The organism is Corynebacterium phocae, assembly GCF_008693075.1.
Classification (GTDB): Bacteria; Actinomycetota; Actinomycetes; order Mycobacteriales; family Mycobacteriaceae; genus Corynebacterium; species Corynebacterium phocae.
The window spans coordinates 139,625-156,939 of sequence record NZ_VXKJ01000048.1 but is presented as its reverse complement, the minus strand read 5'-3'; the positions used below and the strand labels follow the sequence as shown (position 1 = coordinate 156,939).

The 17,315-nt window shown below is 60.3% G+C and carries 15 protein-coding genes; 7 read left to right on the top strand and 8 right to left on the bottom strand.

Features of this window, described 5'->3' with window-relative positions; genetic code table 11:
• Window positions 1-7 precede the first annotated feature (7 nt).
• Both F4V58_RS10455 and F4V58_RS12595 read left to right on the top strand, forming a co-directional pair.
• On the top strand, window positions 8-1,297 hold the full coding sequence (locus F4V58_RS10455) for an adenylosuccinate synthase (RefSeq protein WP_075735785.1): 1,290 nt from the start codon (window positions 8-10) through the stop codon (window positions 1,295-1,297).
• 209 nt (window positions 1,298-1,506) lie between these two features.
• Window positions 1,507-2,679, top strand: a complete 1,173-nt coding sequence (locus F4V58_RS12595) for an HNH endonuclease signature motif containing protein (RefSeq protein WP_157105780.1) — start codon at window positions 1,507-1,509, stop codon at window positions 2,677-2,679.
• Between the two features lie 83 nt (window positions 2,680-2,762).
• Here the strand turns inward: F4V58_RS12595 and F4V58_RS10445 are convergent, their stop codons facing one another.
• From F4V58_RS10445 to F4V58_RS10415, 7 genes are all read right to left on the bottom strand, one after another.
• Window positions 2,763-3,584 carry an HtaA domain-containing protein gene (locus F4V58_RS10445; RefSeq protein WP_075735781.1) on the bottom strand — a complete coding sequence of 274 codons (822 nt, stop codon included), beginning with the start codon at window positions 3,582-3,584 and terminating at the stop codon, window positions 2,763-2,765.
• A 68-nt stretch (window positions 3,585-3,652) separates the two neighbouring features.
• Complete coding sequence (locus tag F4V58_RS10440) at window positions 3,653-4,741, bottom strand: HtaA domain-containing protein (RefSeq protein ID WP_075735779.1); 1,089 nt, start codon at window positions 4,739-4,741, stop codon at window positions 3,653-3,655.
• A gap of 97 nt (window positions 4,742-4,838) precedes the next feature.
• On the bottom strand, window positions 4,839-5,984 hold the full coding sequence (locus F4V58_RS10435; protein ID WP_075735777.1) for an HtaA domain-containing protein: 1,146 nt from the start codon (window positions 5,982-5,984) through the stop codon (window positions 4,839-4,841).
• Between the two features lie 3 nt (window positions 5,985-5,987).
• Entirely contained in the window at window positions 5,988-6,794 is an 807-nt protein-coding gene (locus F4V58_RS10430) for a heme ABC transporter ATP-binding protein (RefSeq protein ID WP_075735775.1), read from the bottom strand.
• Between the two features lies 1 nt (window position 6,795).
• The gene (locus tag F4V58_RS10425; protein ID WP_075735773.1) at window positions 6,796-7,845 is read right to left on the bottom strand and encodes a FecCD family ABC transporter permease; all 1,050 of its coding nucleotides are present in this window, start codon (window positions 7,843-7,845) and stop codon (window positions 6,796-6,798) included.
• Entirely contained in the window at window positions 7,823-8,863 is a 1,041-nt protein-coding gene (locus F4V58_RS10420; RefSeq protein ID WP_075736709.1) for a heme/hemin ABC transporter substrate-binding protein, read from the bottom strand. The genes F4V58_RS10425 and F4V58_RS10420 overlap by 23 nt, the downstream gene beginning before the upstream one ends.
• 73 nt (window positions 8,864-8,936) lie before the next feature.
• Window positions 8,937-10,991: an HtaA domain-containing protein gene (locus tag F4V58_RS10415; protein WP_075735771.1), complete on the bottom strand. Its 2,055-nt coding sequence runs from the start codon at window positions 10,989-10,991 to the stop codon at window positions 8,937-8,939.
• A gap of 134 nt (window positions 10,992-11,125) precedes the next feature.
• Here F4V58_RS10415 and F4V58_RS12590 point away from each other — a divergent pair, with 134 nt between their 5' ends.
• The 5 genes from F4V58_RS12590 to F4V58_RS10390 all read left to right on the top strand — a co-directional run bounded on the left by F4V58_RS12590 (window position 11,126) and on the right by F4V58_RS10390 (window position 16,264).
• A complete protein-coding gene (locus F4V58_RS12590; RefSeq protein WP_170252487.1) occupies window positions 11,126-11,731 on the top strand; it encodes a hemin receptor in 606 nt (201 codons plus the stop codon).
• A gap of 18 nt (window positions 11,732-11,749) precedes the next feature.
• The gene (gene purT / locus F4V58_RS10405) at window positions 11,750-13,012 is read left to right on the top strand and encodes a formate-dependent phosphoribosylglycinamide formyltransferase (protein WP_075735767.1); all 1,263 of its coding nucleotides are present in this window, start codon (window positions 11,750-11,752) and stop codon (window positions 13,010-13,012) included.
• 18 nt (window positions 13,013-13,030) lie between these two features.
• Entirely contained in the window at window positions 13,031-13,588 is a 558-nt protein-coding gene (locus tag F4V58_RS10400) for a CAP domain-containing protein (protein ID WP_075735765.1), read from the top strand.
• A 135-nt stretch (window positions 13,589-13,723) separates the two neighbouring features.
• Window positions 13,724-15,067, top strand: coding sequence for a phosphate acetyltransferase (pta, locus tag F4V58_RS10395; RefSeq protein WP_075735763.1), 1,344 nt, complete (start codon window positions 13,724-13,726; stop codon window positions 15,065-15,067).
• The gene (locus F4V58_RS10390) at window positions 15,068-16,264 is read left to right on the top strand and encodes an acetate kinase (RefSeq protein ID WP_075735761.1); all 1,197 of its coding nucleotides are present in this window, start codon (window positions 15,068-15,070) and stop codon (window positions 16,262-16,264) included.
• Window positions 16,265-16,334: 70 nt separating this feature from the next.
• Here F4V58_RS10390 and F4V58_RS10385 read toward each other — a convergent pair whose 3' ends face one another.
• Complete coding sequence (locus tag F4V58_RS10385; protein ID WP_075735759.1) at window positions 16,335-17,291, bottom strand: L-lactate dehydrogenase; 957 nt, start codon at window positions 17,289-17,291, stop codon at window positions 16,335-16,337.
• Window positions 17,292-17,315 lie beyond the last annotated feature (24 nt).

Below are 17,315 nucleotides of genomic sequence, written 5' to 3'. Positions count from 1 at the left end.
ATAGACCATGGCAGCTATCGTAATCGTGGGCGCCCAATGGGGCGATGAGGGCAAAGGCAAAGCCACTGACATCCTGGGCGGCCGCGTGGACTACGTGGTCAAGCCCAACGGCGGCAATAACGCTGGCCACACCGTGGTTGTGGGCGGTGAAAAGTATGAGCTCAAGCTCCTTCCCGCCGGCGTGCTTTCCGAAAACGCCGTGCCCATTCTGGGCAACGGAACGGTCATCAACTTGGAAGCGCTCTTCGATGAGATAGACGGACTGGAAGCCCGCGGCGCCAAGGCATCGCGTCTCAAGATTTCCGCGAACGCGCATCTGGTCGCACCGTACCACCAGACCCTAGACCGCGTGCAGGAACGGTTCCTGGGCAAGCGCGCCATTGGAACCACCGGGCGTGGCATTGGCCCCACCTATGCGGACAAGGTGGCGCGTATAGGCCTGCGCGTGCAGGATATTTTTGACGAGTCCATCCTGCGCCAGAAGATCGAATCCGCGCTGGACATCAAAAACCAAATGCTGGTCAAGATGTACAACCGCAAGAAGATTGAAGCGGACCAGATGGTGGAATACTTCCTGTCTTATGCTGACCGCCTGCGCCCCATGATCATCGACGCGGAACTGGAGCTTAACCGGGCACTGGACGCCGGCAAGCACGTGTTGATGGAAGGCGGCCAGGCAACCATGCTGGACGTGGACCACGGCACTTACCCCTTTGTGACTTCGTCTAACCCCACCGCGGGCGGTGCCTGCGTGGGCGCTGGCGTGGGCCCTACCAAAATCACCTCTTCCTTGGGCATTATTAAGGCGTACACCACCCGTGTGGGTGCCGGACCGTTCCCCACGGAGCTGTTCGATAAATGGGGCGAATACCTCCAGACCACCGGCGGTGAGGTGGGCGTGAACACCGGCCGTAAACGGCGCTGTGGCTGGTATGACTCCGTGGTGGCGCGCTACGCTTCCCGCGTCAACGGTTTTACGGATTACTTCCTGACCAAGCTGGACGTGCTCACCGGAATTGGGGAAATTCCCATCTGCGTGGCCTACGACGTGGACGGCGTACGGCACGACGAAATGCCGCTGACCCAATCCGATTTCCACCACGCGCAGCCCATCTACGAGACCATGCCCGCCTGGGATGAGGACATCACGGGCTGCACCAAGTTTGAGGATCTCCCTCAGAAGGCTCAGGACTACGTTCTGCGCCTAGAGGAGCTCTCCGGCTGCCGTATTTCTTACATTGGTGTGGGTCCGGGACGCGACCAAACCATCGTTCGGCACGACGTTTTGGACTCCTGAGACTAATTTCACATTTTCCCTTGGTGGGGCGTTATTGGCCGGAAACGGGCAAATGATACCCTCCCTGGCGGTGATGTCAAGGTTTTGGGCAAAATTTTTCTGCCCTGTGGATAACTTCCCCCGCCTCCGGCCGGTATTAGGCAAAGTTATCCACAGGCAGCGTCCTTGCAGCTAAAACCCGATTTTCCGGTGTGCTAGCGTGCAGTGTTATGAACCTTTCGACATTCGCCAGCTACACCTCCCGGGGCCTTAACCCGGTCGAGGAAGCCCGCGGCATGTCTATCACCGACCTTCTCAGCCTGGGCCTAGACCGCAGCGTGGCCACGGACCTCCACGCCTTGGCAGACGTCTACTTCGGTCAAACCCCGTTTACCAACAAACAACGCCGCGCCCGCAATAGCGCCGCGCGCCACAGCCTAGCTTCCCTGCAACGCATCGAAGCCCACGTGGCCAAAGTACGCCGCCAGCTTGATGCCTGGAACCTGCGGGTTAAACTCTGCGCCACCGAACCCCAGCGCGTCGACGCCGTTGCCAAAGACCACTTCAAAGCCACGCCCAAACCACCACCTGCCACCGGGGTGCGCATTACCCGCCGTCGCTGCGGGGTCAACACCTTGTCCTATACCGGCACCGCCCTAGAAGTCGCTGACATGGCGGCCGTGCTGGCTTCTACCAACGCCACAGATACCGCCGAGGCCTTCCGGCACGTCTTTTTCACAGGCACCGACGGCACCGACGCCGCTATTGCCGCAGTCCAAACCAACATCATCATCGAACTCGAGGACTGGCTGCGCCTAATTTCCGGCGACGGGGAGGAACTAACCTTCCAACTCACCAACGGTGCAACCATGACCGGCAAACAATACCTAGAGCGCCGGCTCGCTGACTGCGGGCTGATAACCCTAGTTGATCCGGTAGCCGGGCCGGTGAACCTCTACCGGATTGCCAGGTTTGCCAACTGGAAACAACGCGCGATGATATCCGCGCAGTTCCCGCACTGCGTCTGGCCTGACTGCAATACCCCAGCCGATAACTGCCAATACCACCACATCCACAGCTGGGCCGGCGGCGGGCTAACCAACCTCGACAACCTTGTCCCGCTGTGTGCCTACCACAACGGGGTCAACGAGGACTCCGGGCCGGCTAATACCCGCGGAAAAATCGACACCATCAACGGGAATGTCGTCTGGCTACCACCCAAAGGCGGGCCACCACGGGTCATCACACCCCACATCCCCAACCACCGGCCACCACCAAACCGGCAGCAACCACCGCCGCAGCAGCAGCACCCACCGCCGGACCACCAGCCGCAGCAGCACCAGCCGCCGGACCACCAGCAGCACCAGCCGGCACCGGGGCAGCACCCGCCGCCGCAGCACTAGCCGCAGCGTCACCGGCACCGGCAAGCCTAGCCAGCGCACACAAAAAGGGCAGTAGGAAAACCTACTGCCCCACACGTGCGCGCCTAGAACGGCAAGCGAATGCCAAACTGTGGTCCGAAGTGTTTCAGCGCGCCAAGCAGGCCGCCAATCGCTGCTAGGACACCCACAATCGAGCCAATGATTACCCCAGTCCGGTTCTCACTATCTACCGAGCTCTCCTTGCCGTATTCGGTAAACGGTTTGGTTGGATCACTGACCAGTTTCAGATTCGGGCCATCGACAGGCGTTCCCGTGGCGTAGCGGTCATTGAGGAAAGCCTCCGAGAATCCGGGTGCCGTGGCCGCAGTATCCTGGTTGATAAAGCGCACATTGGTGCCGGGCTTAATTGCGCTGTCCAACTCAAACGTCGCGAAAGCTACGTTCTTTCCGGAGATTTGATCACCATCTTGGCTGGAAGGAGCCTTGCTCAAATCGCCTTTGGTGACGTAGTCTGCGCGCACGGTGACCTTCTTGCCCTCAACGTCCAGGACAAAATTATCTATAGTCACGTCCATATCCCAGCGTTGAGCGGATTTGTTGTAGTGTCCCAGGAAATGAAGACCGCCTAGGAGTTTGAGCTGGCCGTTTCCAGCGGCATCGAGGTGAGAATTAGCGGCGTCAAGCGGGAAAATGAAATTCGCGCCCTCGCGTTTAACCGGGCCGGAAAGCTCAACCTTTCCCTTTGCGATAAAGCCTTCCATGTAGCGCACCAAAGACCTGCGAAAACCCCAGGTGAAGGAACCCGATTCCAGCTGGTTCTGGTTACTTTCAATGACTTGTGCGGTGGCCGGGGCAACAACAACGGTGGTGGGAATAGTCAGGCACATGGCGGCTGCCAAAGCGCCGCTGAGGAGTTTCTTTTTCATTGTCTAGGGTGTCCTTTCCGGAAAAACACGCCCTGCCGGTAATGGCAGGGCGTTGTTAGTCGATGGGGTTAAATTCCGAATTGTGTGAGCAGTCCGGGGTTAGTGAAAAACGCACCTGCGCCAACCAAGCCCAGCAGGGCCACGATGGCTGCGATTACGATACCCACGATAGCACCGGTGTCCAAGCCATCTTGCTTAGGAGCATCCGGCTTAGGCTTCGGTGCCGGGGTGTTGTCAGGGGTGTTATCCGGCTTGGGGGCAGGCGCCGGGGTGTTGTCCGGCTTGGGGGCAGGCGCCGGGGTGTTGCCTGGAGTTGTATCTGGCACAGCGTCGTTGCCAGAAGCGTCTTTGTCACCTGGAGGGGTGGAAAGATCGGTTTCGTAACCCACGGTTGGCGTGGTCTTACCGTCCAAGCAAGTGGGCTCTACCTGCAAGGAAACGGTGGCGTCATCGACTTTCTTGCCGGTGGTGTACTTACCCATGAAGGCAATGTCAACGCCGACGATTTTACCGTGCGGGTCCGTTCCCTCCTGGGCCTTGTACTTTAGTCCGTTGGTGCTCAGGGTGAGGGTGTCACCGTCAAGCTTCCAGCCGCCGATGGACCCCTCGGTGAAGGTGTCGGTACCTACACGACGGTTTTCGGTGGTGCGGTCCGATTCCTTGTACTCGTGCATACTCTTGCCTTTGACGTAGTAGGCAATGTAGGAGGCGCCAACCTTGGCCATGTCACCGTCTACCTCTAGGTAGGGCGAGCGCAACGTGGTCCCTAAAGCACCGTGGTGTCCGGTGTAGTTGATAGCAGATTTTTTGGTGCCCACTACGGCTTTGGAGATGTTTACGGAACCATCGGGGCCCTGTGTGCCCTCAATGCGGGTGAGTTCCGGATCCACTTCGAAAATGTGCTGGAATGCTGGCTCCGTTTCCGTTTTGCCGTTGTCAGTGACTGCACCTTCGGTGCTCCAATCGCCCCGGGCGAGGCTGCCCAGGATGTACTTGCGCCAGGATTGTTTAATGCCCCAGTGGAGGGACCCCTCCTTGACAGCGAAGCCCTTCGTGGTACAGGTGGACAGATCCTCAGCCGCAGTAGCTGCAACTGGGGTAACTAGGGAAGCAGCTACCGATATTCCGGCAACTAAGGCGATACGAGTGCGTGACATTTATGCTCCTTCAAGCAGAATACAAGATTTAAACTAAGCCTAACCTTAGCAGTGGTTGGTTTGGCTCCACAATGGTTAAGGGTCAAACAAAAGACTGTTAACGGGGTAGGGGAAAAGGAGAATTAAATTTGGGAAGAAACGGGGTGATGACGTCCTTGAGTAGGGACGCCAGGATGGCAAAAGCTGATATTGCGCCTATTACCGCCAGGAACGTCGACCAACCTTTACGGATGTCTTTCCATTCCCCTTTTGAATCGGGCTCGGGTGTGGTGCTGGGCTCGGGTGTGGTGCTGGGCTTGGGCGCTACGTTGGGCTTCGGGCCATTCGACCCAGGGATCCCGGACTCTAAATCAAGGCCCGGGTTCAGCGAAGTAAAGATTTCCTGCAGATCCTCAGACAAGTAGGACTTTTCGTGGCGCGGGGTGGCGTATTCAGAGGGCAGGGACTCGGCTTGCAGCTCGGCGGTGAGCGCGGCGGCATCGGCGGCGTCTAAGCAGGTTTTTGTGGCCTCCAGGGAAACCTGGAAGTCGTCGAACTCGGGCTTGTAGTCCGTGGTGTAGATGCCCAAGAATACAATGTCCACGCCTTCGATAGAGGTATGCCACTCTTCACCAATCTTCTCCGACTTGGTGCCGGGCTGTGGCGCAATGCTTAAGCCCTGGGAGGCGAAGGTGATGTTTACGCGATCATTGCCGGCGTCGGTGACCTTCCAATTGCTGAGGTCACCGTTGGCAAAAGTGTCCTTGCCTTCCACGCGGTTTTCCGGAATCCGGTCACCCGGCTTGTAGTCGGTCATGCCCTTGTTGGGCACGTAGTAGCCCACATATCCCGTTCCGCCCATGGCCTTGGTGCCTGCCACCCGGACGTAGGGGGATAAGAAAGTGGACGCCAAAGATCCGCCGTGGCCCTGGAAAGCAATGCCGTTAGGTTCGGTTTCAACCACCGCGCCCTGCAGGTTACCGGCGGAGTCTACGGCCAGCTTGGTCCGGGCAGGGTCCACAGGGAACCCAAACTTAAAGTCAGCTGCGACGGGATCACCCTGGGGGGAAATGTTGTCAGTGGTCTTCCAGTCGCCGTGGGCGATGGTGCCTTTGATGTAGCTGCGCCAGCTTTCCTTGATGCCCCAGTTTAGGGTGCCGCCGGTGACGGTGTAGCCGGGGTGTTCGCAGGCGGTATCGGCGGCGTGGGCAGTGGGGGCGGCCACGGAGGTAGCCAGCAGTGCGGTGATGAGAAGTTTCTTCATGGTCTAATCCTTAACGAGGTTGACAAAGGAGGTGGCGGTAGCGGTGTCGCGCCGCCGTTGGGGATGGACGCTGATAACGCCGCCGGTGTGGCTGACGTGGATGGGCCAGTCGTAGATAGTGGAAAGGTTTTCGCTGGTATAGACCTCATCCACTGGGCCTGCCGATGCCACCTTACCGTCAGCCAGGCAGACAATATGGTCGCAGTAGGCGGCAGCCGCGTTGAGGTCGTGGAGCACCACGATTACGGCCACCCCGGCGTCGAGCGCGATGTTGCGGACCAGGCCCAATACCTGTTCCTGGTGCTTGATATCGAGCGCAGCGGTGGGCTCATCCAGCATAATGACGGGGGTTTGCTGAGCCAGGACGCGGGAAAGGGCCACGCGGGCGCGCTCCCCGCCGGAGAGGGTGGCGATATCGCGTCCGGCTAGGTGGGCGGCGTCGGTGGCTTCCAGCGCGGCGTCGATGATGGCGTCATCGAGCGCGTGTTTGTCCGTTCCCTCCCAGGGGCGCCGGCCCATGGCCACGACGTCGCGGACTAGGAACTGGAAGGAAACACCGACGTCCTGGAGCATGACCGCGCGCACGCGGGCCAGCTCCCGGTTGATGGTAGTGGCCGGGTCTTTGCCCGCGATGTGGACTTCCCCCGCGCAGCGGTCCAAGTCCCCGCTGAGCACGGCCAGCATGGTGGATTTGCCGGCACCGTTGGGGCCAATCAGCCCGGTGACTTGCCCGGCTTGGGCGGTGAAAGATACGTCGTGGAGGAGGGTTTTGTCGCCGATTTTGGCGGATACGTTTTTGACGGTTATCACTTTACAACCCCTTTCTCATCATGCGGCGGAGAAGAACAAAGAAGGTGGGCCCGCCAACTAGCGCGGTAAAAATACCGATGGGAAGGTCCGCGAAGGGAATGAGAGTGCGGGCGGCAACGTCGGCTAGCGCGATGAGCGCGGCACCGGCCAGCGCGGAGGCGGGCAGCAGGATTTTATTTTCCGGCCCCACTATTGAGCGCAGCAGGTGCGGAATAATAAGCCCTACGAAACCGATGAGCCCGGCGAAGGACACCGCACCGGCGGTCAGGATGGTGGATGCGCCGATGGCCACTATTCGTAGCTTGGGTACGTTGATGCCGGTGTGCCCGGCGGCTTTTTCGCCTAGCGCCAGGACGTCGAGTTTGCGGCCCAGGCGCAGCGAGATGGCAATGCCGATGACCACGATGGGGGCCACGACCCACACATGCTTCCACTGGGAGCCGTTGAGTGAGCCCATCTGCCAGAAGATGATTTGCTCGCGGTTGGCGGTGGGCGCTAGGTAAACCATGAAGGAAATGAGCGCACCGCACACCGCGTTGATGGCAATACCAGTCAAAATGAGGTTCACTACCTGTACTTTGCCTTGGTGGCGGGCCAACCCGTAGATGATGAAGGTGACCAGCACGGCGGAGAGAAACGCCGCCAGCGGGACGGTGAAGGTTCCAAAGACGGTGAGGTTGAAGACAATCACTAGCGCGGCACCCACGCCGGCGCCGGAAGTCACGCCGATGATGGACGGTTCCGCGAGTGGGTTGGCGAATACGGCCTGCATGAGCGTGCCCGCCACGCCCAGGGCCGCGCCTACGAATAGCCCCAGCACAATCCGGGGAAGGCGGATGGACCAGATGACGTTTCCCGCCAGTTCCTGTTGGCCGGGGCCGGCTAGTAGCAGGCGGCCGAGGTCGGAAAAGGGGACGTAGAACTGGCCCAAGACAATGGATAGCAGCGAGGCGATGAACACCAGCGCCGCCAGGGCGGCAAACATCACCACGCGCCGGCGGGCACGCTTGGCAAAAACGTCCGTTGGCTTAGCTTGCGTCTTGAGGGGCATAGATTGCTTTCGCTAGTCGCAGGAGGGTTTGGCCGGTGAGCGGTCCGAAGGCTAGGGACTGGCCGTCGGGCAGGGTGACAATCCGGCGGTTTTGGCCGGCAACGGTTTGCGCCACGCCGGGGCGCTTAAGCAAGCCGTCTATGCCGCCGGTGGATTCCAGGCCCTTGTCCATCATGATGATGACCTCGGGGTTGATTTTGGCCAGCGCCTCGGCGTTGGCGGGCTCCGCGTAGGACAGGTTGTGCTCGGCGGCGAGGTCGATCCCGCCCACGCCTTCAATCAAGTCCTGTGCGCCCGTGCCTTCACCCAGGATGAAAAACACGCCGCCGTTGCCGCGTGCGTACAAAAACGCCATGCGCATGGGTTCTTCTGGAACTAGGTCTTTAATGGCGGCGCGGTCTTTTTCCACCTCGGCGACGGTGCGTTGCGCCAGTTGTTCGGCTTCTTCCGGCAGGCCCACTACGGCGCCTAGGGTCTTGATGTCTTCTTCCACGGATTCAATGGTGCGGGTGGGCTCCATGACCACGGTGGTGACCCCGGCGTTGCGGATCTGGTCAATGGCGTCGCGCGGGCCAATGGAGTGATCCACAATGACCACGCTGGGGTTGAGTGACAGCACGGCTTCCACGTTGATGTTGTGCCCGCCCTGGGTGACTACGGGCAAGTCCGCTAGAGAATTTTCGGTAGACGAAACCGTGCGCCCCACGATGTTTTCTCCCAGGCCTAGGCCGGTGAGCGTCTTGGTGTAGGTCCCGTAGAGGTCCAGCGCGAGGATACGGGAGGTGTCGGTGACGGTGACGTCGTAGCCGTCGGCGTCGGTGAGCTCAACGGGCAGCGCCGGCTGGGGGCTGTCGGTAACTGGCACTACCTCGTCGAAGTCCCGGACGTGGGTTACGCCGGTGAAGCTGCGCGGATCATCGAGGGAAGTTGCAGCCGGCAGGGAGTCACGTAGTTCGGCGTCTGAATCCGTTTCGTAGGCGCCCTGTACGCCGCAGCCGGCTAGCAAAGCGCTGCACATCAGCCCGCCGAAAAGGGTCTTTAGGTGTTTAGAAGAAGAAATCAAGGGTGAAACTCCAATCTGTTTGAGTGTTCTAGGCGGGGTGGCTCAGTGCTAGGCGTCCCATGCTGCCACCGGCGATAGCCAGGGCCGCTGCGGCCAGCAGGGCATACATACCGGGGGTGAGCCCGGTGCCGCCAACTCCGTTGCCGCCAGCGGCGTCTGCAGCGGAGCTTTTGATCTTGAACTTGTTCTTGCCGTTTTCGTAGCCTTCGGTAGTGGTTTCGGTGTTCTCATCGTCGAAGGTGACGTCATCGGTGGTGGTGTCGCCACTGGCGCCGTCGGTGCCGCCGGCCTGGGATTTGAGCTCCGCAGCGGACGGGCCTTGGCCGTTTCCGCCGGCGGCGTCGGTGGCAGCGGCGGTGCCTTGTCCGGCCGCGCAGTTAGCTGCGGCACCCAAATTGGCCGTGAATTCCAGCGGGTCTAGTTCCAGGCCGGGCTCGTAGAACCCGGCGAAGGCTTTGGCACCGGCGGCCGTAAGGTACACGGCGGCGCGCCCGGAAGCCTTGGAGTCAGACACCTCCAGTGAGCTGAACTTCAGGTTGCCCACGGCCACGCGGCCGTAATCGCTGCGGTTGCCGGAGGTGTCGGAAGATTTGACGTTGGCAATTAGGGTGCCTTCGGAACCGTTGAATTGGATTTCCGGGTTGGTGATTTGCAGGTTGAGGATGCCTTTGTGGCCGGTGAATTTCACTCCGCCGCCAAAGCCGATGGTGCCCTTCTTGGCCGCTGGGTCTACCGCGCCGGATTTGCCGTTGAAGACAAATTGGCCGCCTTCGTGCTTGATGCCGGAGAGGGTCCAGCTGCCTTTGGCAATGGAGCCGGTGATGTAGGACTGGAAGGATTTCTTGATGCCCCACCGGGTAGTGGCGGTTTTTACGCCGTGTGCGGTTCCGGCCTCGCAGACGCCGGCAGCCGTTACCGCCGATGCCGCCCCCGCGCCGGTGCCGCCAGTAGCGCCGTTGCTGCCGGATGCTGAGCCCGATCCGCTGCCTGTGCCTGCGCCGTTGGCCCCGCCGCCGGTGCCGGTTCCCGTGCCGGTGCCGCTGCCGTTGGCCCCAGAACCAGAGCCGTTACCAGCGCCGCTGCCGTTGGCCCCAGAGCCGCTGCCGGAGCCGCCGCCGTTTGCCCCGCCGTTGCCAGAACCAGAGCCGCCCGAGCCGCCGCCGTTGTTCCTACCATTGGGGCCGGTGCTCACGCCGGTGAAGTCCTCGATGGAGCGCTTGAGGTTGGTGGAGTTGCACAACAGTAGGTCAACGGCGCCGATGGTGTCGTTGAGCTCGGAGATCATCCCCATGACTTCCTCAGCGTCGCCGTCAAATTCGCCCTTCACACGGCCAAAGTTGGCGCCGCATTTCTGGCCACCGCCCCGGGAGCCGGAGCCCCCGGCGTTGCTGCCGCTACCGGCGCAGCTGCCGTCAAGCTTTACCACGCCGGAAGCCGGATCAAGGGCGTTGCCGGCAGCGTATTTTTCGGAGATAAACAACCGCAGGGTGCTATCGGTGGCGGTGACCGGGCCGCTGAGATCAACCGTGCCGGAGTCGGTGTTGACTGGGGTGTTCAGGGCAATGGTGCCAATGACCTCATCATCGCCGGAAACGGGTTCACCGCGTTGGCTGGTGTCGGAAAAATCGGAGAAGTAGGAGTCGTAGTCCACGGTGATTTCTGCGGTGTTGCCAGAAGCCTTGACCTTGATGTCGGAAATCTTCATATCCAGCAGGTGCGGCACGTCATCTTTGTGCTTGTGCCCCAGGAAGTGCAGGGTTCCTTGCATAGGAATGACGGCCTCTGAGGGGCCGTTGATGGTGGCCTTTTCGGGGGTGAAGACGAACGCGCCGTCGGCACCGCGCGGGGAACCGGTGAAGCCCACGCCAGAGTTTTTGTCCCAGTTGCCGTTAGCGATGGGCCCTTGGAGGTAGTAACGCCAGCTTTCCTTAATGCCCCAGTTGAAAGCGCAGGTCCCCTGGGCCATGGCCTCCGGGGTGTTAACGGTAGGGGCGCCAAAGAGACTGAGGCTGCCTATCGCGGCTGCGGAGATAATCCCCAGTGCGCGGGCGTGGATGCGGTATCCGGTGCGGGTTGATGCCATAGGTGGTAGCTCTTCCAGGTCGGTGGGTTTAACTGCGGAAGCTTCTTGCGCGCGACCCCGTCGGTTTGAAGATGACATCGGCCGGTAAGGCAAGGCTTAGCATAAGGTCCAAGCGAATATTAGGCTACACTTAGTTGAACTTTTTGACCATTTACTCGGAGGAAAATATTCCCATGATCTACAACCAGCACGCGCCACTGACTTCGTTTGCTCAGCTTTATCCGGACGTAGATCCCGCCAGGGGAAAACCGTTGACGCTTTTTGAACGTCTTTCCTGCGCAGGCGCTTTAGCTATATTGAGTTTCGGCTGCGTAATGGGGGACGTTCTAGCTGCGGGTATCGGTTTGGCTTTATTGTTGTTCGTGTTGTACCTGGCGGGAAACCAAACCCAGCGGAGGATTCGTAAGGAAGCTCGTGACCGGTTTCCGGGTCAACAGTGGGCGGAAGATCAATCTTTAACTTTAAAAAACCTGGCCTTTTGGATGACCCTTTTTTGGGTGATAATTATTGCTGTGAACCTCCTCGCCTTCTGGTTTGCCACGGCAGAAAGCCGCCTGTACTTCGCCATCGGTGCCGCTGTTTTTACCGCTATTTTGGCGTGGCTGATGCCGGGGTTTAACCCCCTGTGGTCCGCGCGACGCTCGGCCGTGAAGCCGGGTGTGGCCGTCCCAGTTTCCGGAGTCAGTAACCCCAGCCCCCAGGACACCGCGGAGTTTAAAAGGGTGGAAACCCAACCCTGATGTGCGATAATCGGGAACATGCCTGAGCATTTTGACAAGCCCGCTATAAACACCCCGGCGCTGGGAGACAGCATCGGTACGGCACTTACGCCGAACGCCACTAGAGTCATGCTGCTTGGCGCGGGGGAGTTGGGCAAGGAAATTGCCGGAGCGTTCCAGAACCTGGGCTTAGAGGTCCATGCCGTGGAGCGCTATCACGGTGCCCCGGCCCACCAGGTCGCGCAGTTTGCGCACGTGGCAGACATCAATGATGAGGAAGCGGTCTGGGCTCTAGCCCAAGAAATCCGCCCCGACGTCGTGGTTCCAGAGGTGGAAATGGTGTCAGTCCCGGCCTTGAACAGGCTGGAGGAGTCCGGGTTTTGCACGGTAGTGCCCACCGCCCGGGCCTGCGCGGATACCTGGAACCGTGCCTCCATCCGGCAGATCGCGGAGTCCATCGGCTTGCCCGGTACGGCATATAAATTTGCCACCTCGGCTGAGGAATTGGGTGAGGCGGCTGCTCAGCTGGGCTTTCCGTGCATCGTCAAGTCTGATGCTGCTACCTCCGGGCGCGGGCACGTGGTGGTGCACGGGCCGGAGGAAATTGCGGAATGCTGGGCCAACGTGCACCGGGTAAGCACCGACAAACGGCACGTGGTGGTGGAGCGTTTTGTTGATTTTGACCATGAGGTAACCCTGTTGGCCGTGCGGTCCGTGGACCCGGCAACCGGGTGCCTGGCCACCTGGTTTAGTGAGCCCATTGGGCACCGCCACGAGGGTGGTGACCTGGCGGAGTCCTGGCAGCCCCTCGCCATTAGTGAACAGGCGCTAGAAAACGCCCGGTCTGTGGCCGCCCGGATTTCCAATGAGCTAGGTGGGCGCGGGGTCTACTGCGTGGAGCTGTTTGTTTCCGGTGATGACGTTTATTTCTCCGCGGTCTCCCCCCGGCCTTCCGATGCCGCCATGCTCACCCTCCGTACCCAGCGTTTCAGCGAGTTTGATCTCCACGCCCGCGCGATTTTGGGCTATCCGATAGACGTCACGCTGACCAGCCCCGGCGCTGCCGTGGTGCTGCATGCGGAGCGTGACATGAAAGAAGTGGTGGTTTCCGGAGTACGGGAGGCGCTGAGTTTTCCGGAGACGGACGTCCGGGTCTTTGGTAAGCCCGGTGCCTACGCGGGGCGGCGGCTGGGCCTGGTAGTGGCCACGGCTGATACTGCGGACCTGGCTCGTGAGAACGCTTCCTTGGCGGCAAGAGCTATCACGCTTTCGGATGGCGGACCTAGAAAATGGCGGACCTAGAAACTAGTATTAGTGGCTATGAGAAAGCACACTCTTAATGGTTTGGTATCGCTTTTGGTTGCTGCTGCGCTGGGGGCGCACGGTTTAACCGCCGGGGCCGCGCCCGCACTGGCGCAAGAAAGCCCGTTTGCTCTAAGTTCCGGTATTCCTGCGGCCTTGTCTTCGGGCATAGGGCCCAAACCGGTAGGGCCCGCACCAGGGCCGGACTATGTTCTGGTTGACGGCGTGTGGATCACTAACTTCGACGCCCGGTTTTTTGAGATTATGAACAACTACCGCAGGGCCAACGGCAGGCAGCCGGTCCGGGTCAGCCAGGAGCTCACAGACCAGGCCCGGCGGTGGTCGTGGCACATGGGACGCACCGGGCACTTCGTGCACTCGCATGACAAAACATTTGAAAACATTGCCATGAGGCCCGCCGGTCTCCCGCTGACTCCGGAGGACTTCTTTGTCCAGTGGCGCAACTCCCCGGGGCACAACGCGAACATGTTGAGTCATGAGGTAACGCGGGCAGGGTTTTCCATCTCCGACCCTAGCCAGCCGAGGGTCTACGCGACGCTGCAGTTGCTGTGGTAACTGGCGCCGGCAAATTTTTGCTCAGTTGGGCGGCGAGGTGGCTGAACAACCCTACGGATGGGTAAGGTAGAGGTGTCACTTATGCGTCGGCCTGTGACGGCTGGCACTAGCAACTTTAGAAAGGGCGTTAACCCAATGACTGCACTTCGTTCCGCACTCCTGACCGTCGCAGGTCGGGGCTTTGAAGGCCTTGACGTGGACTCCTTTGCCTCCGCGCTGGGCGCAGAGAAAGGCTCCATTGAGGGCCTAGATACCCTATCCGACGTGGTGAAGAAGGGCGATGAACTGCGCAAAACCGTCATCCGGGGTACCGGGGACACTCACTTTGACGCGATGTCCGCTGCGGCACTGGGAGTGCCGCTGGTTATTGTCGGCGAAGATCCAGCGCTGGGTCTGGCAGTACGCCACGCAGAGGCCCTCAAAGCGGAAGTTGTTTCCGGGCCTTCGCTAGAGGGGCTGGCCGCCAAGGTAGGGGAGGCATCGGAGCCAGTGATGTCCGCCTCCGTGTTTGAGTACCAGCTGCTGGAGAAAGCCAAGGCCGCGGGTGCGCACATTGTGCTGCCTGAAGGGGACGACGACCGCATTCTCACCGCCGCCGGCCAGCTGCTGGACGGCAAGATTGCCAAGCTCACCATCCTGGGGGATCCGGAAAAAATCACCGCCCGCGCCGCTGAACTGGGCGTTGACCTCTCAGAGGCTGACCTCATCAACCATGAAACCTCCCCATTGGCAGAGGAATTCGCTGCTGACTTCGCGGAACTGCGCAAGAGCAAGGGCGTGACCCTGGAGCAGGCCCGGGAGACCATGAAAGACATCTCCTACTTTGCCACCATGATGGTCCACAAGGGCCTGGCAGACGGCATGGTCTCCGGTGCCGCGCACACCACCGCGCACACCATCAAGCCCTCTTTCCAGATCATCAAAACCAAGCCGGGCGCATCCGTGGTTTCCTCCATCTTCCTGATGGTCTTCCGCGACCGCCTCTGGGCCTTCGGCGACTGCGCCGTAAACCCCAATCCCACCGCTGAGCAGCTGGGCGAAATCGCTGGTGTGTCCGCGCAGACGGCCGCCCAGTTTGGAATTGACCCCCGCGTGGCCATCCTGTCTTACTCCACCGGCACCTCCGGTGCTGGCCCGGACGTGGACCGCGCTGCCGCTGCCGTGGAGGCCGCCCGCGCCTTCGACGCTGACCTCAAGGTTGACGGCCCGCTGCAGTTTGACGCCGCCGTGGACATGGGTGTGGCCAAGAAGAAGATGCCGGACTCGGACGTAGCCGGCCGGGCCAACGTTTTCATCTTCCCGGACCTGGAGGCCGGCAACATCGCCTACAAGACGGCGCAGCGCACCGCCAACGCCCTGGCAGTGGGGCCGGTTCTGCAGGGGCTCAACAAGCCCATCAATGACCTGTCTCGCGGGGCTACCGTCCCGGATATTGTCAACACCGTTGCTATTACCGCTATCCAAGCAGGAGTTAAATAAATGTCGTATGTGCTTGTTCTAAATTCCGGTTCTTCCTCCGTGAAGTTCCAGGTGGTAGATCCCACCGCAGCTGCTACCGACGCCCCGCTGGTCAGCGGCCTGGTAGAGCAGGTAGGTGAGCCCAAGGGCTCCGTTACCGTCAAGACCGGTGGAGAAAAGTTCACCGAGGAGTTGGAAATCCCCAACCACTCGGTAGGCCTTAACCGCGCTTTTGAAATCATGCACGAACATAAGGTGGGCCCGCAGGACGTGGAGCTCATTGCCGTTGGCCACCGCGTGGTCCATGGTGGCCAGATTTTCAGCGAGCCAGTGGTCATCGACGACAACGCCGAGTCCAAGATTGAGGATCTTATCCCGCTAGCGCCGCTGCACAACCCCGCGAACCTGGACGGCATTCGCACCGCGCGCGCCATCTTGCCGGACGTGCCCCACGTGGCCGTGTTTGACACCGCGTTCTTCAACACCATGCCCCAGGCCGCTGCTCTTTACGCTATTAACAGCGAAGTAGCCAAAGAGCACAACATTCGCCGCTATGGCTTCCACGGAACCTCGCACGAGTTTGTTTCCCAGCAGGTGCCGGGCCTTATCGAGCGGGATCCTGCGGAGACCAATCAGATTACTTTGCACTTGGGTAACGGCGCTTCTTGCGCGGCTGTGGCCAACGGCAAGGCCATTGATACCTCCATGGGCCTTACCCCGCTAGCCGGGTTAGTTATGGGTACTCGTTGTGGTGACGTGGATCCGGGCATCATCTTCCACCTGGCTCGCCAGGCCGGCATGGGCATCGATGAAATTGATAACCTGTTGAATAAGCAGTCTGGCGTCAAGGGTATTGCGGGTGTGAATGACTTCCGTGTGCTGCATGAGAAGATTCAGGGTGGGGATTCCCAGGCCAAGCTGGCGTATGAGATTTACATCCACCAGCTGCGCCGGTTCATTGGTTCTTACATGATCGCGCTTGGCCGCGTGGACGCCATCACGTTCACCGCTGGTGTGGGCGAAAATGATGACGATGTCCGCGCGGACGCGCTGGCAGGTCTGGAGATGTACGGCATCAAGCTGGACAAGGAGAAGAACTCGGTTCGTTCCTCTGAGGCGCGGGTTATCTCCACCCCTGACTCCGCCGTGAAGGTGCTGGTAGTTCCTACTAATGAGGAACTTGCTATCGCGCAGAAGGCTACCGAGCTAGTTTCCTAGCCGGGTTGAAAACCTAAGAAGTGCCCCACCGGCTGGTGGGGCACTTTTTCTGGGCGTTTTAGTCTTTGGGTTAGTCTTCGGGCGCGAAGAACTTTTCCTGGATGGCGCGCAGGGTGTCAGCGGAGTGGTTGAAACGCTCTGCTTCGTGTTCGCTGAGCTCGAGTTCAATCACGCGGCGAATGCCTTTGCGGTTGATGATGGCGGGCGTGCCGATGTAGATGTCTTCCTGGCCGTACTCGCCGTGGAGCAGGGCGGAGACGGGCAGCGCCACATCTTGGTTTTGGATAACGGCCTTGGTGATACGGGCTAGGCCCATGCCGATACCGTAGGAGGTAGATCCCTTGGCGTCGATGATCTCATAGGCGGCGTCGCGGGTCTTTTCAAAGATCTTTTCCAGGTCTTCTTCCAGGCCGGGGGTCTTTTCCAGCTGCTTGCGCATGGAAATACCGGCGACGGTTGCCGAGGACAGCACTGGCAGCTCGGTGTCACCGTGCTCGCCGATGATGTAGGCGTGGATGGAGGTAGGGGCCACCTCGTAGCGCTCGCCCAGCATGTAGCGGAAGCGGGCGGAGTCCAGGACGGTACCGGAACCGATTACGCGGTTCCATTCCAGACCGGAGTAGCGCCACACGGCGTAGGTGAGGATATCCACCGGGTTGGAGGCCACCAGGAAGATTCCGTCGAAGCCGGCGCCCATGACGGAGTCCACAATGTTTTTGAAGATCTTCATGTTCTTGTCCACCAGTTCCAGGCGGGTTTCGCCGGGTTTCTGGGCGGCGCCGGCGCAGATGACCACCATGGCGGCGTCTTCGCAGTCGGCGTAGGTGCCGCGGGTGACTTTGGTGCGGGAAGGTGCCCACACCACGCCGTGGTTGAGGTCCATGACGTTTCCGGCCAGTTTCTTTTCATCGATGTCGATGATGGCCAGGTGGTCGCAGGTTCCCTGGTTAACCAGGGCGTAGGCGAATGCCACTCCCACATCACCGGCACCGATAAGGACAACTTTGTTTCCTACAGTTTGCTTCATCAAGCAACCCGCCTTTCGTGTTCT